The organism is Primorskyibacter flagellatus (assembly GCF_900176485.1).
Taxonomy (GTDB): Bacteria; Pseudomonadota; Alphaproteobacteria; order Rhodobacterales; family Rhodobacteraceae; genus Primorskyibacter; species Primorskyibacter flagellatus.
The window spans coordinates 80,210-101,043 of sequence record NZ_FWYD01000005.1 but is presented as its reverse complement, the minus strand read 5'-3'; the positions used below and the strand labels follow the sequence as shown (position 1 = coordinate 101,043).

15 protein-coding genes are annotated in these 20,834 nt (G+C 59.9%); 11 read left to right on the top strand and 4 right to left on the bottom strand.

Annotation, left to right across the window (positions count from 1 at the left end; genetic code table 11):
• The first annotated feature begins 188 nt into the window (after window positions 1-188).
• From B8991_RS09830 to B8991_RS09820, 3 genes are all read left to right on the top strand, one after another.
• Complete coding sequence (locus B8991_RS09830; RefSeq protein WP_084352820.1) at window positions 189-3,161, top strand: hypothetical protein; 2,973 nt, start codon at window positions 189-191, stop codon at window positions 3,159-3,161.
• Window positions 3,162-3,282: 121 nt separating this feature from the next.
• Window positions 3,283-4,509 carry a multidrug effflux MFS transporter gene (locus tag B8991_RS09825; protein WP_084352819.1) on the top strand — a complete coding sequence of 409 codons (1,227 nt, stop codon included), beginning with the start codon at window positions 3,283-3,285 and terminating at the stop codon, window positions 4,507-4,509.
• Window positions 4,510-4,658: 149 nt separating this feature from the next.
• Complete coding sequence (locus tag B8991_RS09820) at window positions 4,659-5,840, top strand: GAK system CofD-like protein (RefSeq protein ID WP_179141462.1); 1,182 nt, start codon at window positions 4,659-4,661, stop codon at window positions 5,838-5,840.
• A 39-nt stretch (window positions 5,841-5,879) separates the two neighbouring features.
• Here the strand turns inward: B8991_RS09820 and B8991_RS09815 are convergent, their stop codons facing one another.
• From B8991_RS09815 to B8991_RS09805, 3 genes are read right to left on the bottom strand one after another with little or no spacing between them, the layout of a single operon-like run.
• Window positions 5,880-6,476 (bottom strand): MotE family protein, encoded by a 597-nt coding sequence (locus B8991_RS09815; protein WP_084352817.1) that lies wholly within the window; start codon window positions 6,474-6,476, stop codon window positions 5,880-5,882.
• Window positions 6,473-6,838 carry a hypothetical protein gene (locus B8991_RS09810; RefSeq protein ID WP_084352816.1) on the bottom strand — a complete coding sequence of 122 codons (366 nt, stop codon included), beginning with the start codon at window positions 6,836-6,838 and terminating at the stop codon, window positions 6,473-6,475. The genes B8991_RS09815 and B8991_RS09810 overlap by 4 nt, the downstream gene beginning before the upstream one ends.
• Window positions 6,839-6,848: 10 nt before the next feature.
• Window positions 6,849-7,346: a flagellar basal body-associated FliL family protein gene (locus tag B8991_RS09805; RefSeq protein WP_084352815.1), complete on the bottom strand. Its 498-nt coding sequence runs from the start codon at window positions 7,344-7,346 to the stop codon at window positions 6,849-6,851.
• A gap of 118 nt (window positions 7,347-7,464) precedes the next feature.
• On the opposite strand from B8991_RS09805, the gene fliF reads away from it, so the two are divergent.
• The 8 genes from fliF to B8991_RS09765 all read left to right on the top strand — a co-directional run bounded on the left by fliF (window position 7,465) and on the right by B8991_RS09765 (window position 19,616).
• Entirely contained in the window at window positions 7,465-9,060 is a 1,596-nt protein-coding gene (fliF, locus tag B8991_RS09800) for a flagellar basal-body MS-ring/collar protein FliF (RefSeq protein WP_084352814.1), read from the top strand.
• On the top strand, window positions 9,057-9,659 hold the full coding sequence (locus B8991_RS09795) for a FliH/SctL family protein (protein ID WP_084352813.1): 603 nt from the start codon (window positions 9,057-9,059) through the stop codon (window positions 9,657-9,659). Before fliF ends, B8991_RS09795 begins: the two co-directional genes overlap by 4 nt.
• Window positions 9,660-9,702: 43 nt before the next feature.
• Window positions 9,703-9,951, top strand: a complete 249-nt coding sequence (locus B8991_RS09790) for a FliM/FliN family flagellar motor switch protein (protein WP_235866603.1) — start codon at window positions 9,703-9,705, stop codon at window positions 9,949-9,951.
• The gene (gene fliP / locus B8991_RS09785) at window positions 9,951-10,682 is read left to right on the top strand and encodes a flagellar type III secretion system pore protein FliP (RefSeq protein WP_084352811.1); all 732 of its coding nucleotides are present in this window, start codon (window positions 9,951-9,953) and stop codon (window positions 10,680-10,682) included. Before B8991_RS09790 ends, fliP begins: the two co-directional genes overlap by 1 nt.
• A gap of 308 nt (window positions 10,683-10,990) precedes the next feature.
• Window positions 10,991-12,604, top strand: a complete 1,614-nt coding sequence (locus tag B8991_RS09780) for a S8 family peptidase (RefSeq protein WP_084352810.1) — start codon at window positions 10,991-10,993, stop codon at window positions 12,602-12,604.
• Between the two features lie 24 nt (window positions 12,605-12,628).
• Window positions 12,629-14,440, top strand: coding sequence for a S1 family peptidase (locus B8991_RS09775; protein WP_179141461.1), 1,812 nt, complete (start codon window positions 12,629-12,631; stop codon window positions 14,438-14,440).
• Complete coding sequence (locus B8991_RS09770) at window positions 14,437-17,589, top strand: ATP-binding protein (RefSeq protein ID WP_084352808.1); 3,153 nt, start codon at window positions 14,437-14,439, stop codon at window positions 17,587-17,589. The genes B8991_RS09775 and B8991_RS09770 overlap by 4 nt, the downstream gene beginning before the upstream one ends.
• Before the next feature lie 44 nt (window positions 17,590-17,633).
• A complete protein-coding gene (locus tag B8991_RS09765; protein ID WP_143514541.1) occupies window positions 17,634-19,616 on the top strand; it encodes a DNA/RNA non-specific endonuclease in 1,983 nt (660 codons plus the stop codon).
• A gap of 194 nt (window positions 19,617-19,810) precedes the next feature.
• On the opposite strand, the gene B8991_RS09760 is transcribed toward B8991_RS09765, so the two are convergent.
• Complete coding sequence (locus tag B8991_RS09760) at window positions 19,811-20,761, bottom strand: ABC transporter substrate-binding protein (protein WP_084352807.1); 951 nt, start codon at window positions 20,759-20,761, stop codon at window positions 19,811-19,813.
• Window positions 20,762-20,834 lie beyond the last annotated feature (73 nt).

Below are 20,834 nucleotides of genomic sequence, written 5' to 3'. Positions count from 1 at the left end.
GCGTTTTTTTTGCGCGTCGCGTTCTTGACGATGGACGCCGCTTGGCAACGCCATGAGCAGGACACCAAGCGTCTTCGTGACTGCGCGCGACCCAGCGGACCCGGTTTACCAATCTTTCTCTAACACTCTTTTGGATTTTTAGCTTACCCTAAGGAAAGCAAGGATCGCCAATCAAAAGAGGGTTCCCGATGACCACACTGCCGCGCCGCACAAAGTCGAGACGAACCCTCGCTGCAACGCTTGGCCTTGCGCTTACCGCCGGACAGGCCTTTGCTGCGGACACTTGTCCTGCGCTCCAAGCCAGCCCCCTACTGCCCAGCGATACTGATGCGTGTCACGCCTTGCTGCCAAAAATGCAGTCGCCGGGATCTGTGCCGCTGGCTGAATACGAGGCCACGCTCGACAAATTTCTTGGCAATTTCTGCCACCGGGACACGGCTGCCGGGTGGGTGCCTGACAAGGATGTGCGCGACACCGGCCCGTTTACCGTGTCATTGACGGACGGTTCAGGTGACGGGGAATATCACGGCACCCACGCGCCGGTGGTGATCTGGTACTCGCCAGAGGCCGCACAATGGATCCGTGAAAACCGGTCGTCCGAAGCACCAACCGAACCGGCCACCCCCATGCCCGCCGGGGCGATCCTTGTGAAAGAGATGTTCCCCGCGCCCGCAGCACTTTGCGCCGGGTCGGACCTGACGCATTTGTTGCCTACATCCGGCGCAGCGGTGATGGTCCGCGCGCCAGAGGCCAGCCGCGATGGCTGGTTCTGGGGCTGGTATGGCTGGGCCGGCTGGACGCCGGACTACCCTGCCGATCCAGCGACAAACCGCCTGCCCTATATGGGGTTCGGGCAATATTGCACAAACTGCCACGCCTCGGCGCTGGACAATTTCACCTTTGCGTCCCCCGTCAATATGGAAGGCGAGCCGGGCACACCGCTTGCGTTTCTCAGCCAACACCGGCTTGGTGCCAGCACGCCTGCGCAGCCTCATCACCTGAATGTTGTGCTCCCCGATGCCGACGGTTTGCGGCTGGGGGAACCGCACTATTCCGCCAGTGCGGCGTTCATCGAAGCTTATCTGGCCGGGCAGGACATGCCCGACCGGGCGGATGTGCCACCAATGCCTTCGCAGACATATGATACCGTCTGGGCGCCAGCTGATGCGCCTTCGGATCACGGCATGTTCCTGACCTCGGACCAGTGTCTTGGCTGCCATGATGCGGGCAGCACCGGGTTGCAATTCGACATGGCCATACCGGCGACGGGCGACCATGCGGGACTGCTGCAAAACAACTCGCCATACGGAACTTGGGCAACATCGCCAATGGGGCTTGCCGGGCGCGACCCGATCTTCTTTGCGCAACTCGCCAGCGAGACACAAAGCTTTCACGCCGAAAGTGCCGCGATGGTCGAGGATACCTGTCTGGGCTGCCACGGGATCATGGGCCAGCGGCAGTTCGGCATCGACAATGTGGCGGCGGGCGACAGCTGTGGCGCGTTTGGCCGGGACATGGTCAATGCAACGCCGGTCTCTGGCGGGATAGCGTCTTTCGGGGCGCTGGCGCGGGACGGCATCTCTTGTCTGGCCTGTCACCGGATGGAACTGGGTGCCGAGGCCGATGCCCTCAACGAGGCGGCGAGCCGCAATGCCTGTGTGGTCGAACGGCGTGACCTGCTCAACCCTGATGAGGACGGGTTTGCGCGCTCCTTCACCGGATCGTTCTTCGTGGCCGAGCCGAAAAAGGTTTTCGGGCCGTTCAAGGACGTGAAAACCGCCCCGATGGAGGCCGCATTGGGCGTCATCCCGCAGCATAGTGACACCATTGGCAGTTCCGAGATGTGCGGGACGTGTCACACGGTGCATCTGCCGGTGATGGAGGAAGGAAAGATCCTGACCCGCACCTACGAACAGCTGACATACCCCGAATGGGCCTTCAGCGGCTATCGCACTGGCTGGACTGTAGACGGTGATCTGCCGTTCGGACCGGGTGATAGGGAACAGTCCTGCCAGGACTGTCACATGCCCTCGACCGAAGCGGACGGCACGCCGACCGTCAGCAAGATTGCCTCGATTCAGGAGTTTTCCAATTTCTCCGCAGCAGAGTTTACCCGCGCACCGGACAAGATCGACCTGCCGGAACGCGAAGGGTTTGCGCGTCATGTGCTGGTTGGGTTGAACGTGTTTTTCATCAAGATGGCACAACAGTTTCCTGATCTTCTGGGCATTCGCACCCAAGATCCGATGTTGGTGGCAAAAGGCGTCGATTCATTGATTGCCACCGAACAGGCAATGCTGGATCAGGCTCAGGACCACACCGCGCAGGTGACTTTGACCACGCCCCAGCTAAGCAATGACACGCTGTCAACGACAGTTACGGTGACCAATCTTGCCGGGCACAAGCTGCCCTCGGGCGTTGGATTTCGCCGGGCGTTTCTGAGCTTCGAGGTGTTGGACACGCGCGGTCGCGTGCTTTGGGCCTCGGGCGCGACGGATCGTTTGGGGCGGATCGTGGATGGCGCTGGCGCGCCGATCGCGGGCGAGGAATGGTGGACCCCCGATTGCGCGACCCGGATCGCGCCGGAACAACGCGTGCACCAACCGCACTACCAGAAGGTCACAGCGCAATCGCAGGCGCAGATCTATCAGGAGCTTGTCTCAACCCCAGCACCGGGCGCGATCTGCGGGCATGATGCGGAACCGGCGGGACAGTTGACGACGTCGTTCCTGTCGATCTGCGCCGAGGTGAAGGACAACCGCCTGCCACCCTTTGGCTATCTGCCAGAGGCCAAGCGGGTCGAGATTTCTCATGCGCTTGGCGCGGGCACCGATATGGCGCAGGATGCGGGCTTTACCGCCGTAGGTAACGACCCGGATTATGCGATCCCCGAGGATGGCACCAGCGCGGGCAGCGACAGTGTAAGCTTTGCAGTGCCTTTGGCCGGACTGGCGTCACGCCCTGCAAGTGTGCGGGCCCGGCTATGGTATCAGGCGATCCCACCTTATTATTTGCAAGACCGCTTCTGTACGGCCAAAGGCGTTGATCGTGACCGGTTGGCGCTTATGGCGGGACATCTGAACCTTGATGGCACCGCCGCGGAATCGTGGAAACTTCAACTGGGTGAGACCGCCAACGCCCTATTGCCTGCCACACCGTAACAAGCGAACTATCGACAAACGCGTTTTGAGCGGCCCTGTTGCAAAATATTCACCGTTCCCTCGCTGGGCTCTTTCGACTACGGAATATAGCATTGAAAGATGCTGGTGGATTGCGCCCTGCATGAGTGAACAGATCCAACCCGACGCGGCTCATCGCGAGCGCATCATTCTTTATGCGATGCTGACGTCGCTGACTGCGATCAGCATCGACGCGGTACTTCCCGGCTTGCGTGCGATCGAGGCGGATCTTGGTCTGTCGCCGCCACTGTCAACGCACCACGTCATATCGCTGTTCATATTCGGAATGGTATTCGGCGAGCTGGTCCTCGGCCCGCTATCCGACTCGATTGGTCGCAAGAAAGCTCTCTTGCTCGGGCTGTCAGTCTATGTCGCAGGGACGATCATCGCCCTGCTCGCCGGGTCGATAGAGACGCTTGTCCTTGGCAGATTTCTTCAGGGCGCCGGGGTGGCAGGGCCAAAGATCGCGACGCGCGCGATGATCCGCGATCAATACGAAGGTGACGCGATGGCGCGGGTGATGTCCTTCATGTTCACCTTGCTCATCTTGGTCCCGATGGTGGCGCCCTTTCTGGGGCAAGCAATCCTTCTGGCGGGCGGATGGCGATCAATCTTCGGCGGCTATCTTGTCTTGGCATTTGTGCTGGCAGTGTGGCTGGTCGTCCGTCAGCCAGAGACGCTGTTGCCGCAACGGCGTGTGTCGATTACGGCAGGAAAACTGCTGCGGAACACCGGACGCATTCTGGCATGTCGCAGGGTCTCGCTAATCATCGTCGCCACGGGATTGGTTTTCGGGGCGCAGTTGCTGTTTCTAAGCACGTCCGTCGATCTGTTCCATGACGCATACGGCATTACCACGGGGTTTCCGATCTTCTTTGCAATCTTCGCCGCAGCAACCGGGCTGGCGGCGTTCTGCAATGGAACGCTCGTCCTGCGGTTCGGAATGGACCGGATGGCACGCGCAGGTTTTGTCGGCTTGACCGCAGCGGGCCTGTTGATGCTTGTCGCTTCGTGGCTGTCCGGGGGGCGACCGCCGCTTGCGGTCTTCATGGGGCTTGGTTTCGTGGGCTTCTTCGCAATCGGAGTGCTTTTCGGAAACCTGAACGCCATGGCAATGCGGTCATTGGGCCAGGTCGCCGGACTTGGGGCGTCACTGATTGCGTCGGGGTCCAGCCTTGTCGCAACCGCTTTCACGCTCTGTCTTGGGGCGTTCTATGACGGCACGATCTTATATCTTGCCACCGGGTTTGCACTCTCCGGCGCGGTATCGTTGACCTTGTCCGAGATTGCCACACGCGGCGATGTATCCCCGGTGACCGGTATTCATTAGATGCAGATCGCCCATAGTCCTGCCCATCTGATCTGTTGCGTCTAGCGGATGACGAGATAGGCCAAAATAGCTATGAAAGATCTCAGCGCACGGTTTTCTAAACCTTTGACGATGGAGTCGCTTCTTTTGCCTGCCTGGAACTCATCGCCATGACCACGATCAGGATTGAGCGGGACCAAAGCCTGCCAGACGATCTGCGGGTCGCGCGCGCGCAAAGCGCCCCGCATCTGGGGCCGCGCATCCTGTTTTTCAGCGGCGGAAGCGCGTTGAACGACATATCGCGCCAGCTTAAACGCTACACGTTCAACTCCATGCATCTCATCACACCGTTTGACAGCGGTGGAAGCTCGCAGATCCTGAGAAAGGCCTTTGACATGCCTGCCGTCGGAGATTTGCGCAGTCGGCTGATGGCGCTGGCGGACGAATCCGTTCTTGGTCAGCCCGATGTCTATGCCCTGTTCAGCCATCGTCTATCAAAAACCGCGCCCCAAGGTGAACTCAGGTCCGAAGTCGCGCAGATGATCGCCGGACAGCATCCGCTGATTTCGGCGATCGCCAAACCGATGCGCCAGTTGATCCAAACTTTTCTGGACAGTTTCGGCAAAGCGGTTCCCGAAGATTTCAATTATCGCAACGCCAGCGTCGGCAACCTGATCCTTGCGGGCGGCTATCTGAGCAATGGGCGTGCGCTGGAACCTGTGCTGTTTTTGATGTCCAAGATGGTTGACGTGCGCGGCACCGTGCGCGCGGTGGTGGATGAAAACCTGCAACTCGGTGTCGAACTGTCCGATGGACGCAAGATTATCAGCCAGCGGCTGATCAGCGGAAAAGAAGCACCACCGATCGACAGCCCGATTGCTCGCTGTTTTTTAAGTGACGGAACGTCTGAATTGACCGCCAGTGATGTGGAACTGCCAAAGCGCAATCGCACCCTGATCGAGCAGGCAGACGTGATCTGCTATCCACCCGGCAGCCTTTATTCCAGCGTTGTCACCAACCTTCTGCCCGGCGGCGTCGGAAACGCGATCGCACAGCGGCGCGCTCCGAAAATCTACCTGCCAAGCCTCGGCGCGGATCCCGAAGCTTTGGGTCACAGACTTAGCGATCAAGTGTTGGCCCTCATCACCCCCCTGCGAGCGGATGCCGGTGCAGATACTCGACCGACTCGTTTGATATCGCACGTTATCTGTGACCGCTCCGTACCCGAAGCAGACTGCAACGAGGTTACGCGCCAGACCGGCATCCAATGCCATCGGCTGCCACTTTGCACCGTAGAAGAGGCCAAATACGATCCGACGAAAATCGCGAAAATCCTCGTTTCTCTGGATTAACCGATCACCAGACGGAGACAGTTTAACGCGGGCCGCTTTCTACTTTGAACCGGCACCGATATTGCGCCCAGCAAGCACAACGCTAATCGCATATGCGGCTTTTGGTGTCATTCCCGCCATGACTTGTGCGGCGGCACCGGGTGCCATCCGCCCCAGGAAACCCGCCGCAAATTCCGGATCCATTTCTTCGAACAGGCCCGCTGCCTGCTTGGGCTTCATGTTGGCATAAACCTTGGTGAGTTGCGAAACGTCGTCCTCCGCCGCCGAGGACGCCGCCGCCATCGTCAGCCGCAATTTCTCTTCTTCAGCTTTCGCAGATGCAATCCTTGCCTCTGCTTCTGCCTGCTGAATTTCAAGCGTCTCAGATCGACGCGCGATCTCTTTTTCCCGGGCGTCCAGCTTTTCCTCTCTTCGTTTGAGAGCGGAAATCACCTCTTCAAGCTCGGCATTATCAGGACAAACCTGAGGTTCTTCGATGGGCGTCGATGCGACCTCTGGTGCCGACTGGAACGCAAATGCCGATGTCGCGTGCGTGCCAAGACGAATGATGCCCGAGGCGAGCAGCAACCCCGCGATGATCGACAGCGTGCCCCGCCCTTTGCGACGCCGTGGCGTTGTATTTTTTACCTTACTCATTTCGCTGTCCCGGAGTGATTGTGACGCACGAAGAACGGTTCGTTCGAAACAGCCTCACCATTGGTTTTGCCATGTCCGGACGGCAGATCGTGCATGGAGGCGACCAGCATTTCCAACCGGCGGGCCACATCATCCGCGCGCGAGGTCAGATCCTTCAGCGATCCTTCCGACGCGGTGGCAGCAGTTTGCGCGGTCTCAAGCGTCTTCTTCAGGTCGTCAACCTGCATCGAAAGCACCGCAACCGCACCACCGACACCACCTTCAAGGTCGTTGAACCGGCTCAGTCGCCGGGCAAGAATGAAACAATAGAACCCGGCACCCAGAGCACCGGACACAAGCAAGATATCCGCGATATATTCCATCTCAGGCTCCTTAATTGACCAAAAATTCCATGACGAGAATGTCGTTCACACGCTCATCACCAACAACAAGCTGAACGCGGCGCAGCATCTGACCGCGGAGCTTGGGCAGTGCTGCGGGCTGTTCAAAATCCTTCAAATCAAGCGCGCGCAGATAGCTGTTGAGCACGTTGATAATCCGAGGCAGCAGGAACTCCACTTCGGACTGATAGGCGGCGGGCACTTCCAGCTGGGCAGAGAACCGGACATGTGACCGCTCACTTCCTTCACCGATCGAGATGATCATCGGCTCCATCGCAAGAAAGGCGACGTCGGGAAGGCTGTCGGGCACATGCATGTCCTCGGGCACCGTTTCGGCCACCGGGCTATGACCAACACCGGGTATCAGTCCCATCTTTGCCGCAATAAAGCCGCCGCCGCCCCCAGCAAGAGCAAGGACAAGCCCAAGAATCAGCGGCATTTTTGAACCTTTCGGCGCGAGTTCATCCTCGGGCATCGCCGCATCAGTCATAGAAACCTCCTGTGTTTGTCTTGTCCGCTTATAGACGTGCAGGGACTAACCGATTGTTAAGGCTGTTGCGCCAAACATGCCGTTATCCGGGCAGAACGCCTGACGAACGGAGGATACTGTGCAGCAGCTCATAACCATGTGGAACGCGTTGGATCTGCGTAGGAAAATCTTCATCGCAGGGGCAACATTTGCGATTTTTGCAGCCATTCTTGGATTGTCTCGCATGGCAACGACACCGTCGATGGACCTTCTCTATGCCGGACTGGAGCCGGTTGCCGCAGGCGAGGTGATTACAGCCCTCGAACAGCGCAACGCCGCTTACGAAGTGCGCGGAAGCTCTATTTTTGTCGAAACGGGGCGGCGCGATGAACTGCGCATGACCTTGGCAAGCGAAGGCCTGCCCGCAAACGGCACACAAGGATATGAACTGTTGGACAGCCTGTCGGGATTCGGCACGACGTCACAGATGTTCGATGCCGCCTATTGGCGGGCGAAAGAAGGCGAGTTGGCACGCACCATCCTCGCCAGCCCCGCCGTCAGTTCCGCCCGCGTGCATATCGCCAATGCCGGATCCAACCCGTTCCAACGCGATCTCAAACCGTCTGCATCGCTGTCGATCACAAGCGGCGGTGCCGCATTGGGTGCGGCCCAAGCGCGGGCGTTTCGCTATCTGATCGCCTCTGCCGTGCCCGGCCTTCAGCCCGACGATGTCGCTGTGATTGACGGACAGGGAAAACTGGTGGCCGGAGATGATGAGCTGAATTCTTCAAAAACCGCTGAAGACAAGGGCGAAATGCTTCGTAGCCGGGTACAACGGCTGGTGGAGGCCCGCGTTGGTCAGGGCAATGCCGTGGTGGAAGTCAGCGTCGATACGGTGACGGAAAGTGAATTGATTACGGAACGCCATTTCGATCCCGAATCCCGAGTGGTCATCAGCACGGACAGCGAAGAAGTCTCTACGGAGGAAGAAGATCAGGGCGGTGGCAACGTAACCGTCGCTTCGAACCTGCCTGATGGTGAAGCCGGCGGCAACGATTCCTCCAAGAGCCGAAATTCGGAAACGCGCGAACGGGTGAACTACGAGGTGTCCGAAACCCGGCGCGAAATCACCCGTGTGCCCGGCGCGGTCAAGCGGCTGACGGTCGCGGTTCTGGTCAATGGCACGATTTCCACCGATGCCAACGGCAATCAAGTCTTCGCCCCGTTGCCCGAAGCGGAAATCGAGGCGTTGCGCGCCTTGGTCGCCTCGGCCGTGGGATACGAGGAAAGCCGCGGCGACGACATCACGATACGGTCCATGGCCTTCGAGCCGCGCAACGTCATCGGGACCGAAGCTTTGCCACAGCGCTGGATAAACTGGGATTTGCAGCCGATGCGGCTTGTGCAGATGGCGGTATTGGCGATTGTCGCTCTGATTTTGGGCCTTTTCGTCGTGCGCCCGGTCCTGTCGCGGCCAGTTCCGAACGCTCTGCCCGCGCCTGACGCGGCCACTGCCCAGGATGCATCAATGACTGCATTGACCGGGGAGATCGAAGATGGGAACGGCGACTTCGGCAGCATGAAACTGGTCGAAAGAAACCCCGCCGAGAGCATTGAAAGTCACGCAACCGGTGATGACCCAGTTGACCGTCTGCGCGGGCTGATCGCGGAACGGCGCGAAGAAACCGTCGAAGTCCTTCGGACATGGCTTGATGAAAAGGAACCTGCCACATGAAGGCACTTGCCGACTTGCTGGAAGATTTCGGAATCGGGGCAGGAAGCGCCGGGACATTGATCCAGATGAACGAAGACGAATGCGAGGCGATGCGGCTGGACTCTTTCGAACAGGGCTACAAGGCCGGCTGGGACGATGCGATCAAGACGCAATCCGAAGACCAATCCCGAATTTCAAGCGACTTGGCCCAGAACTTGCAGGATCTGTCCTTCACCTATCACGAGGCCTATTCGCAGGTCGTCGAAAGTATGGCGCCGCTGCTCAATGATATGGTCGAGTCCCTGCTGCCGAAACTGGCACGCGATGCACTTGGTCTGCATGTGGTGGAAATGCTGAAGGATCTGACGCTGACGCAATCGGCGCAATCAGTAGAGATCGTCGTTGCCCCCGGAAACCGTGCAGCGATTGCGCCTTTGCTGAGTGGCGACTTCAAAATGCCCGTGACGCTTACCGATGATTCCCAACTGGCTGAAGGACAGGCCGATATACGCTTTGGTCAGATCGAACGCCGCGTCGATTTGGCGGCCGTTCTGAACAACATCCAGGAAGCCCTGCAAGGCTTTATGCAAGATAACCGCAAGGAGGTGGTCAATGGTTGACAGTATTACCACGCAAACCCCGACACCAAGCGATCAGCAAAGCATGCTGACCCGCATTCCGATCGAAATCTCAATCAGCGTCGGCAAGGCGCGACCTTTGGTGCGCGATTTACTGGGACTGGAGGAACAATCCGTCCTGGTATTGGACAAACTGGTAAGCGACCCGGTGGAACTTTACGTTGGCGACAAGCTGATCGGCGTCGGATCTTTGGAGATGGTCGAAGGGGATGAAACAGGCCGCCTTGCCGTCCGCATCATCGAGATCGCCGACCTTCAGTCCAGTCTCACCTGATGGTCCGCAGCCTCCTTCCAGTCCTGACTGCGCTGTTGTGCATCGTTGCGCTGCCTGCAAGCGCGCAGCAATTGTCGCTGGACCTTGGCGGGGGTGAATCGCTGACCGCGACAAGCCTGCAATTGATCGCGATCGTCACGGTGCTGGGACTGGCACCTGGCATACTGATCATGGTGACCTGCTTTCCGTTCATCGTGACGGTGCTGGCGATCCTGCGCCAAGCTGTCGGGCTTCAGCAATCGCCACCAAACATGCTGATCGTCAGTCTGGCCCTTTTTCTGACCTATTTCGTGATGGAGCCGGTCTTCACCGAAGCCTGGACCGTGGCCATCGAACCCTTGTTGGCGGAACAGATAGAGCTGTCAGAGGCGCTCAGCCGTGGCTCTGAACCGTTCCGTGCGTTCATGTCAAACAGGATGGATGATCAAACATTTGCGGCCATGGCTGAACTGCGCGAAACCGAAGGCGCACGTTTCACGCCCACGAATGCACCGTTTTCCGTCCTTGTTCCCAGCTTTCTTCTTTCCGAGATCGCCCGCGCATTCCAGATCGGCTTTCTTGTATTTTTGCCCTTCCTGATCATTGATCTGGTCGTGGCCGCCGTGCTGATGTCGATGGGGATGATGATGGTGCCGCCTGCTATCGTCTCACTCCCGTTCAAACTTGCCTTCTTCGTGATCGCCAATGGCTGGTCACTGATCGCCGGGGGTCTGGTAAAAAGCTACTTCTGATGCTCAGTCGCACGCACTTCGTTGGCAATACGATGTCGCATCATCGGTTGGCAGAGTTGGCCAATGTCACAACAATTCACGGCGATCCAATACTGTGCTACTATTGATGCTAACCGGCTATTTCGCTGGCTTCGTGCGGATCAAATTGTTTTAGGAATTACGATGACAGTTTTCATGTCCAAGACTGCGCTTGCGCCGTCGGACGCCAGCGCGCAACGTGCTTGCACTCGCGCTGCCGGACTACGCTTCAGGCCGACAACCCATTATAATAACCGCTAAAAGCATTTTTGCCGAAGGAGTATTCAACAATGGTTAAATCGGAATATGCCGCCCTGATTTCCACACCGGCCAGCGATGACCGCGACCCTTTGCACATTGAACTGGTGTATGACGCACCCCTGTCGCAAGCTGAGGTTCAGACCCGCCTTTCAAACGCCTTGCCAGAGGTAAACGCACGGGCGGAAGCCGCGTTTGATGCAGACGGCGACCGTTTTTTCTTTATCACCTTCCCAGAGATTGACCCGCATGGACAGGAGCGCGAGGTTTTCGCCTTTGCCCGCGCCCTGCGATCCGAGATGCAGGCAGCCGAAGCCAATCCCGTTTTGCCGGATAGCCTGTATGGTGCGGTGCATGTCGGAACCGAGGGGTTGTTCGGTTTTTGCGAAACCCCGCGGGATAATTCGCGCCCTTTCGGCTGGCATCACGCCAGGATCCGTACACCGTTGGCTTGGGCACACACCCGCGGAAGCGGCGTCAAAGTGGCGGCAATCGACACCGGATATACCGGCCATAACGAGTTGTATGACGTGATCGAAACCCAAGGCCAGTGGAATTTCGTCGAATCAGATGGCGATGCCCGCGACCGATTTTCCGGTGGTTTTCTGAAGAACCCCGGACACGGAACGCTGGTCGCCTCGGTTATTGCCTCGCGCGGTGATGCCGACATGCAGGGCAACACGACCTCGCCGGGTGGTGTCACGGGAACCGCGCCAGCCGCCAAGGTGTTGCCGATCCGGACGGTGCGTTCGGTGATCGACTTTACCCAACGCCGCATTGCCGCCGCGGTCACCCATGCGGTGAATGAACGCGCAGATGTGATCATAATGGCGCTTGGCGGGCCGACCCGCGTCGCCTCGACAGAGCAGGCCATGCGCAATGCAGTGGCCGCCGGGACGGTCGTCGTTTGTGCAGCAGGAAATTGCTATCCGGCCGTAGTGTTTCCCGCGGCCTACGCACCGATGGGGATCTGCACCGCCGTGGCGGCCCTGCAACCTGACAATCGGCCATGGAGGAAATCCGGCCGTGGCCGAGAGGTCACCTTCGCCGCATATGGGGAACATGTCTGGGGCGCGGCAAAAAACAAGGCATCGGACCCTGATGCGGGTATCCGCTCCAGTCAGGGAACCACGCTTGCTTCCTCCATGACCGCTGGCCTCGCCGCGCTTTGGGTGGCGCGGCATGGTGGCAGGCTGGCTTTGCTGGACAAGGCGAACGCGGCTGGCACCACGGTTCAGGCGATGTGGGTGCATTGTGCGACCCACGGCATGACCAAGCCGCCCGAATGGAATGGAGCGCGCGATCTGGGCGCGGGGATCATCGACGCGAAACGGCTGTTGGATGCACCCCTGCCGACAGGCACCGAAAGCCCTGCCCCGCCAGACAGCGATGCCACGACCACGCTGAATGTGCTCGTCGAACATCTGGCCGGACAAAGCAGCGAAGCGGCGACCGAAGTGACGCCCGAGCTTGCCGAATATGCGCCAGAAATACTGTGGCTCAGCTATCGTCGCGGCGCCCGCGCCCGGATTGCCGAAAGTGACGGCGGCACCGAAGCCCTGTTGCCGCAGGATATGGCGACCGTGGGCTTGCAACAGGCGGTGACGGACAAACCGGCGCTGGCCGCGCTTATCGGCACCGGTTGACCGACGATGCTGACGGTGGGGAAAATGCGCAAGGCGCTGGCGCTGCACGAGGCAACCATTCGTCGCGCCCTGACCGCCCTCTTTCCCAGCCCGGATGCTCCGTTAAGCCTTGATGCGATTGCCCTCGGGGTCGAGGAAGAGGACGACGAGGACCTTGCCGATGTGCTGCTGGCGACCCTGCATCAGTTTGGCAAAGTGCCGCATTTCATCAGCTATCTGCGCGCCCGTGGTGCCGACCCGATGCCGCGCAAACGCAACCGGATCTTTGCGGAGAATATCGCGCGCTTCACCCGGATCGAGATTGGCGAACCACCGAACAGGGATTTCGATTTTGACGCTTTGGGCGCTTTCGCCCCACGGGCAGAGGCGTTTCGCTGCCGCATCGCACTCGATAACACGCCCGAAGGGTCAGGCGCATTCGTGGCACCGAACCTTGTTTTGACGGCCTCGCATGTGCTGGACCGTTTCTACGCCCAGCGCCCCGACAATACGCCACCGCCGCGACTGGGCATCATCGCATCCGACGGCATCCATTATCCGGCAAGCTGCGTGCAGAAATGGCCCTATTTCGAGGGCGAGATAGATGGAGACCTGCCTCCGAACGGCGTTGCGGACACGCATGTGGACGTCGCCCTTCTGCGGGTGTTCATGCCGCTGGGTCAGGTCTATGGGCGTATCGACACCGATTGCACACCGCCGGATTTCTTCGGACCAGAGCTGTTTACCCTGGTTCATTACCCAGACGGGCGCGAGTCCGGCTTTATATCTGGCAGCATACGCAGGGACGGGCCGGGGGTCAGCCGCCTGCCGCATGATATTGATACCGAGGGGGGGTCATCCGGCGGACCCGGATTTGACCGCAATTTCAATTTTCTGGGCATTCATCAGGGGCGCTGGAAAAATGTCCGCCGTCTCGTGCCTTTTGAAAGGTTCTGCCAAGAGCCGAAATTCCGGGAGTTGATCGCGCAGAACAGCAAGCTGCGCACCCTGTGGTCGCTGGACCGCAATATCGAAGGGCCGCTTATCATCGGTCGGAGACAATTCATAACGGCACTGGCGGCGATGGTTGACAAGCCAGAGTCACGCCTGCGCGGTGTCTGGATCCGGCGCGAAGATACCAGTTCTATCAGCGGGCTTGGGTTCAGCTTTGACATGCTTCAGGCATATCTGATCCAACACGGCAGCCCCGACGCTCATCCACCACATCGCTGCATACGGATAAGCCCGACACTGCGGACCACTGATCTGCTGTCCGATCTCGCAGTGCTGGCGCTGGGTGCGGAGCACGCAAGCACGGCGTCCGGCGGCACGTCGTCAGGCGAGGCGACCGGCGTGGCCGAGCAGGACAGCCGCGCCAGCACGTTGATCCGGGCTTTGCAGGAGCAGGCGATGAAGGACGGTCAAACCTGGTGGTTTTTCTTCGACAATCCGCCCAACGGGCTGTCGCCCGAGGCCCAGGTGCAATTCGAACATATCGCGCGCCACCTTCCGACCCAGACCAATCTGCGCCTGATCCTGGCCGGGTATGAGACTTACCGCCTTGCGCCCTTGCGATTTGGCAATGTGATGGAGGCAGAGACAGCCCGCCGCGCCGGATTGCTGCTGGAAGAGCTTGGACCATTCACGCGCGGCGATGTTGAGGCTACGATCAACGCGATGATAACCTCGCTCTCGCCAGAATCCGACCTGCTTCTGCCGCGTCTGAACGAGATGACCGACAGATCATTGCAAGGGCTCGTGGCGGATGCGACCGGGGAATTCAGCGGCAGCGATCTTGGGACGGTCACCACTCAGCTGCGCCAGCAGATCAAAGCCTTTCTGGGGATTGCGGCATGACCCAAGCACTTGACACATTGAAGGTTCAGGTCCTGCGCGCAGCCGCATTGCGCGGCCCGTTTGAACCACGCGCCTTGTTGAAAGACGTATTGAGCCCGGAAGACTACGGCGACAAGGTGCAGCGCGCCCGGCTGATCTCGTTGCTGCATGCGCATTGCACGGTAGAGACCACATCGCCGGGCAGCCCGGTGCAATGGTTGCTGCGCGCATCGACGCGGGAACGGGCGCTGGACGGCTATGAAAACACCGGCGCACAGCCCGAGACCGACATCGCCGCCGCTTTGAACGGCAGCGGACTCTATGATCCTGTCCTGTTGAAAGACATGATCACCACCTCACGCGATGAAAATGCCCTGTCCGAAATCGTCATCACGCTGGAACACGCCGGAAGCAAGGCTCCGGGCCACGAGCATTTGGTCGGCCTGCGCAGTCGATTGAACGCCGTGCGCCGAAGTCGCCAGACAGACGCCGTTCTGGGCGATGAGTTCATCGGCCGCACGGAAGAACTGAACGCGATTGAAGCATGGATCGCCGCGCCGCAATCAAAGCCTCCTCTGTGCAGCCTGCATATCATGGGCATTCCCGGCATCGGCAAATCCTTCCTGCTGGAGCGCATCGTCCAGATCGCCGGGGCGCAGCCCGATCTGATCCTAGTGCGGCTGGATTTCGACAGGTCCTCGCTTCAGATCGGGGCGGGCGGAACCGTGTATGACGAAATTTCACGCCAGATCGGGGAGGCACTACCACAAAAGGCCGCCTATTTTCGCAGCCTTAGAATGGCGCATTCCGAACGGGTCACGCGCACGGGCCATGACACCGCAGACCTCATCCCGCGTGAACTGTTGCATGCGATGATCGACGTCGTGGAACAGGCCGGGCGGCGCCTGATTATCCTTTTGGACACGCTGGAGGTGTTACAGGCGCAAGGCGCGACATATGTAGAAACGCTGATGGAAGAGCTGGACCGCTTTGCCGATACGGGCCGCATCGATATTGCCGTGATCTCGGCCGGGCGCGCGCCGATCTTTACCGAAAGCGACCCCCGCAACGGCGGGCATCTGCCGCTGACAAAGGTCGAGACGGTTTTGATCCGCGAGGTGCTGCACCAGAAAAGCATCCCCGAGGAGGTCTGGCCCGACATCATCAACGAAGCGAAAGGTAACCCTCTTCGCTTGCGGTTGTTGATCTCTGTCGTGAAATCGCAAAGTGCTGCCGATGCGGCGCAAGTGCTGGGGCAGGCGCATCTGAAGGGTCTGGATCGCGGATTTGTTCACAGGGTGATCCGCGCGCGCCTTCCCGAACACCTGCGCCGGATTGCCAATGAAGGGTTGGTGTTGCATGAACTCACGGTCGAGACGCTGGTCAATATTCTGGCCCCGGCACTGGGTCTGGGCGATCTTCGCAGCGCTGCGTCAGATCTGATTGCAGAGCTCGCCTTGCAGCCCTGGTTGGTGACGAACACCGGACGTGGTCGGTTGGTGCCAAAAGCAGATCTGCGGCAGGAGGTTCTGGAACATATCTATCGCGACAACCCCGAAGACACCGCCGCCGTGAACCGGGCGGCACGGGATTATTTTGCCGGGCGCGACCCGGTTCAACATCTGTACCATGCGGCCCAGTTGATGCGTATCGGCGAGGCACCGCCAGAGATTGAGCCGGGGCTCGCGGATCGCTTTCCGGACCGGCTGCTGAACGAACTGCCCATTGAGGCACAGGACCACATCCGCCACGCCCGCGGGCAGCGGTCGGCCACACAGGTCCTCGTGGCTGATGATCTGGACTCGCGCGGCTATGATGCCGCCGGTCTGGCTGCTCCTGATGCGGGATCCCAGCCCAAACTGGTGCGGATTGATCCGCGTTCAGCGACTGGCCGGGCGCGTGTCGTAAAGGGGCGCGGCTTTGCTGGACGCCCCGACCCGCGTGCTGTGATGGATCTGCGCGCCATCTTGGAACAGGGTGAACGGCGCGAGGCCACGCATATTCTGCGCGAAGGCCTGCCCGGCGAATATGCCCCCACCAGCGAAGTCGGCGTGTTGATTCTCTGCCATCAATGGCTGACCGGGCACTGGTCCAAGGCGCGCGAGCTGTTCGAGTTGCTGCCGGAAGCGGCCTTGCCAGAGCTTGCCAAGGGCAACCCACAGCTTGAAGGGCGGATCGCGCTGGAGATCCTTGCCGAATTCAAGTTCGGCAAACTGGTGGAATGGCTGCACGACGAGACCTTTCGCGATTGCGCCGTGAACGTCATGCGCAGTTCTAACCGTATCGGCTTGCAGGGTGCGGCGCTGGACTTCGCATTGCTCGCCGCAGGTGTAACGGTAGAGGGGCAGCAAGAGGCGCTTGGAACACTGGCCCCCTATCTGCGTAACGGCAGGATTGAGCTGTCGCAGGAACGTCTGCGCCTCGCCGACAGCATCCGCGGCGACTGTGGTCTGAAAATGGCCCCGGTTGACCTATCGGACAGAAAGGCCGCTGATGGTCGTTATGCCTTGGCGATTGCGCCGATCAACCCGTATTATGACCGGCTGTTCGCGCTTGCCTCCGAGATGCAGGTTGCAGGCAAGGGGCGCCTGCTGGATGATCTGCGGACGCTGGCCGGCGGGATCCGCGAAGCCGCTGATTTATTCGGGCCAGCGCTGGAAGGTCTGGACCATGCCATCTCGCAGGCAGGCGACCGTCCGCTGGATATTCTGGCCCTCATCCGCTCGCTTGGCATGACGGCCGATTGGGCTGAAGGGTACAGTTTCTTCCACCCGATTCCGGATCTGCCCACCCTCGCCCGCGCGCTCAGCCGCTGGCAACAGACCACGGCCGGCTATTGGGCGTATGACAGCGCACCGCCAAAAGACTGGGCACCCGGCCGAGACTGGGGCGCGGTGACAGAATTGCGCATCGCATCGCTGGCTGACCGCGCCGGCACCACGAGGGCCGGAAGAATGCTGTCCTTCTGGGCTGATCCGCTGGACAGTAACACCAGCGAAGGCACGGACACATTGACCCGCCGTTTAAGCGCACCGTTTTCAAAGGTTTCCGCCCTGAAAGATATTCCCGGACGCATGCGCTATCTGATCGGCAGTCGTGTTCCGGCCGTCTTCCGCCCCGCCATCGCAACCCTACCGGACAAAGACGCGCGCCTTGCGTATTTTCAATAAGGCCAGCGCCGCCCCGGTCGTATTTCAGCAGAAGGATTACCGCCATGACTGATAGTACTCGCCAGAGCCTGCACCGCCTCGAGTCGATGGGAAATGCCGGCATGATCGACGCATCGCGCGCGCTGATTGATGCCAATCCGGCAATCCTGCAAGAGCTGGGGCTGACCGCCGACCGCGCGTCGGAACTGATGAATACACAGATTGACAAGCTGGAAAGTGTCGGCGGCAAGCCACCGCTGCTGGAGGCGATAATCCGCGCTGTCGGCCGCCCCCCGCTGATCGTGCGTGGCGGCAAGGTCGAAGGGAAAACCTCGCTCAGCACCGATTTTGCGGCCGATATTGACCTAAAGATCAGCAAGGTCGAAGCTGCGGTCGCCTCTGTAGGGCGGATTGAGTTCATCAATCACGACTATAGCTGGGGCGGCACGGGCTGGGTGATCGACAAGACCGATACGCACCTGCTGATCGTGACCAACCGGCATGTCGCCAAGCTGGTCGCCCGCCGCAGCTTTCTGGGCGATGGCGTGTTCCTGTTCGCCCCCGGCGCTGCCAGATACGGCGCGCGAATTGATTTCCTTGAAGAGGTGGATGCCGACCCGGACCCCACGCGGCTGTTCGACATCGAAAAATTCACCTATATCGCCGAAGATGCCGCCGCTGACGTGGCGATTGCCCGGATCGCCCTGCCCGCCGATGGTGCCCCATTCAGCCCTGCGCCCATCGACCGCGCGGATACGGACGCGCAACACGGCGAAACCGTGGCTGTCATCGGCTATCCGGCGAAGGATTCCCTGCGCAACGATCCCACGCAAATGGCGAATTATTTCCGCAATCTCTACGATGTGAAACGGTTCTCGCCGGGTTTTCTGATCGAGGATGGCGGCATGACTATCCTGCGCCATGATTGCACGACGTTGGGGGGCAATTCCGGGTCTCCAGTGATCTCTCTGGACAGCGGCAAGGCGGTGGGGCTGCATTATGCAGGCACATTCGGGGTTGGCAATTCGGCGGTGCGGATCAGTACGATCAATGCCCTGCTGGACGGCGCGACGCCGAACTCGGTGCCCGGTTTCGATATTGCCCAGACAGAACGTCGCGACGGCAGCCATGATGCCGCGCATTTCGAAGGCCGCGAGGGCTATGACCCCGATTTTCTACAGGTCGCCGCCGTGCCGCTGCCCACAGTGCCGCAGGGCTTTGGCCTTTCCGCCCCTTCAGACGCCACGGCCTGCCGACCGCACGAACTGCGCTATCAGAATTTCGGCGTGCTGTATTCCGGTACGTTCAAGACGCCGATCCTTGCGGCACTGAACATCGACGGCGAACAAACCCGCCCGCAAAAGCGCGGCAGCGACAAATGGTATGCCGACCTGCGCATTCCGGCCGAGGTTCAGCTGGGCAAGGAGGATTACGATCATGTCGATATCGACCGGGGGCATCTGATCCGACGCGCCGCCACCAATTGGGGTGCGGATGACGCGCAGGCAAAACGCTCGAACGATGACAGTTTCCACTACCCCGTCGCCGCCCCGCAACACCGGGCGTTCAATCGCAGCAATGCGCAGTGGTTGGGACTGGAAAACTACATCATGTCCAGTGTCCGCACCCATGGTTTTCGGGCCTGCGTTTTTACCGGTCCGATCCTGTCCGGCGACGAACCCATGCTGAAAGACACCGGGGCGGTGGTGCCGTTGAAATTCTTCAAACTGGTGACGATGCTGGCCGAAGATGATGGCAGCGATGGAATCCTGCGACTTCACGCAACCGCCTATGTTCTCAGTCAGGTCGAAGTCATCCAGCAATTGCTTAGCGATCAGGGCCGGGTGGAGGCCGTCGGCGGTTTCGAATTCGGTGCCTACAAGACCTTTCAGGTGCGTATCAAGGATCTCGAATCCATGAGCCGTCTGGACTTTGGCCCGTTGCGGGACGTTGATCCTCTGGCGCGGCGTGTCAGCGAAAGCGAAGCTGTCGGAGCAAGTCCGCGTCCCGTCGTAGAAGTGGAGAGCTTTGCGAATATCGTGCTGTAGAGGCCGTTTGCGGGTCTTTGACAAGACGGTGGTCAGCAGATTTCGGAACGCGGGCAGTGCGCGCCCGATTACGGTGGTCGCTTCATCCCGGCGATCCGCTCCTTTGCGGATTTACGGCAACTCCATGCGCCGCGACATTACACCGGAAGGTGGTTCTGCGGCCCAAGATAAGCCTGGACCGCAGTGCGGATAACTCAATCGTACAGGACGGCCTGGATCTCGTCGTCGTCAATGTTCGACTGGTCGTAGTAGTAAAAGCCTGTGTCGATGATCGCGGGAAGTTCCTCGCCATTTATGGCAGCAATCGCGGCTTTCACGGTTTCATATCCGATCCCGACCGGGTTCTGCGTGATCGCGCCAGCCATCAGCCCGTCGCGGATCGCGTCGGTCTGGGCTTTGCCGGAATCGTAGCCGATGATCGTGATGCCTTCGCTGCCCATCTCGCGCACGGCGTTCACAACACCGATGGCAGAGCCTTCGTTGGTGCCGAACATGCCGTTCAGATCGGGGTTAGCCGTCAGGATCGCCTTGGCGACTTCTGTCGATTGAAGCTGATCGCCCGCGCCGTATTGCACGCTGACAACTTCGATATCCGGATAGGCCGCAGCAATCTGGTTCAGAAACCCGTCGCGACGATCAATGCCGGTGCGGCTGGTCTGGTCATGCGCAATCACGGCGACCTTGCCCGCCCCGCCAATCAGTTCCGCCATCTTGTCAGCGGCAAGCGATGCCGCCGCGACGTTGTCGGTGGTTGCTGTCGAGGCCGGGATGTCGCTGTCAACGCCACTGTCGAATGCGATGACCGGAATGCCTGCATCGGCGGCCTGTTTCAGCAGTGGAATGGCCGCCTGACTGTCAAGCGCGGCAAAACCGATGGCGGCGGGGTTGTTGGCCAGGGCGGCGGCCAGCATGTCGATCTGACGGTCCACCATCGTTTCGTTATCGGGGCCTTCGAATGTGATCCGGACGCCGAATTCCTCGGCAGCCTGATCGGCACCCTGTTTCACGGCCTGCCAGAACTGGTGCTGGAACCCTTTGGAGATCAGCGGAATGTAGGTTTCCCCGTCCTGCGCGAAGACCGTTGGGGCGGCCCCCAGGGCGAGTGTGGCGCTTAGTGCGCCGACGAGTGTGCGACGTGACAACATGTGGTTTCCTCCTCGGTTGTCGGTTGTTCCGGCCTGTTTTTTGGGTTGGTGGCCGGCTTTCTTGGTGATGCTG

Excerpts from the sequence above, each read along its gene's own strand:
- B8991_RS09830 (WP_084352820.1), top strand. The coding sequence starts at position 189 with ATGACCACACTGCCGCGCCGCACAAAGTCGAGACGAACCCTCGCTGCA.
- B8991_RS09825 (WP_084352819.1), top strand. The coding sequence starts at position 3,283 with ATGAGTGAACAGATCCAACCCGACGCGGCTCATCGCGAGCGCATCATT.
- B8991_RS09820 (WP_179141462.1), top strand. The coding sequence starts at position 4,659 with ATGACCACGATCAGGATTGAGCGGGACCAAAGCCTGCCAGACGATCTG.
- B8991_RS09815 (WP_084352817.1), bottom strand. The coding sequence starts at position 6,476 with ATGAGTAAGGTAAAAAATACAACGCCACGGCGTCGCAAAGGGCGGGGC.
- B8991_RS09810 (WP_084352816.1), bottom strand. The coding sequence starts at position 6,838 with ATGGAATATATCGCGGATATCTTGCTTGTGTCCGGTGCTCTGGGTGCC.
- B8991_RS09805 (WP_084352815.1), bottom strand. The coding sequence starts at position 7,346 with ATGACTGATGCGGCGATGCCCGAGGATGAACTCGCGCCGAAAGGTTCA.
- B8991_RS09795 (WP_084352813.1), top strand. The coding sequence starts at position 9,057 with ATGAAGGCACTTGCCGACTTGCTGGAAGATTTCGGAATCGGGGCAGGA.
- B8991_RS09790 (WP_235866603.1), top strand. The coding sequence starts at position 9,703 with ATGCTGACCCGCATTCCGATCGAAATCTCAATCAGCGTCGGCAAGGCG.
- fliP (WP_084352811.1), top strand. The coding sequence starts at position 9,951 with ATGGTCCGCAGCCTCCTTCCAGTCCTGACTGCGCTGTTGTGCATCGTT.
- B8991_RS09780 (WP_084352810.1), top strand. The coding sequence starts at position 10,991 with ATGGTTAAATCGGAATATGCCGCCCTGATTTCCACACCGGCCAGCGAT.
- B8991_RS09775 (WP_179141461.1), top strand. The coding sequence starts at position 12,629 with ATGCGCAAGGCGCTGGCGCTGCACGAGGCAACCATTCGTCGCGCCCTG.
- B8991_RS09770 (WP_084352808.1), top strand. The coding sequence starts at position 14,437 with ATGACCCAAGCACTTGACACATTGAAGGTTCAGGTCCTGCGCGCAGCC.
- B8991_RS09765 (WP_143514541.1), top strand. The coding sequence starts at position 17,634 with ATGACTGATAGTACTCGCCAGAGCCTGCACCGCCTCGAGTCGATGGGA.
- B8991_RS09760 (WP_084352807.1), bottom strand. The coding sequence starts at position 20,761 with ATGTTGTCACGTCGCACACTCGTCGGCGCACTAAGCGCCACACTCGCC.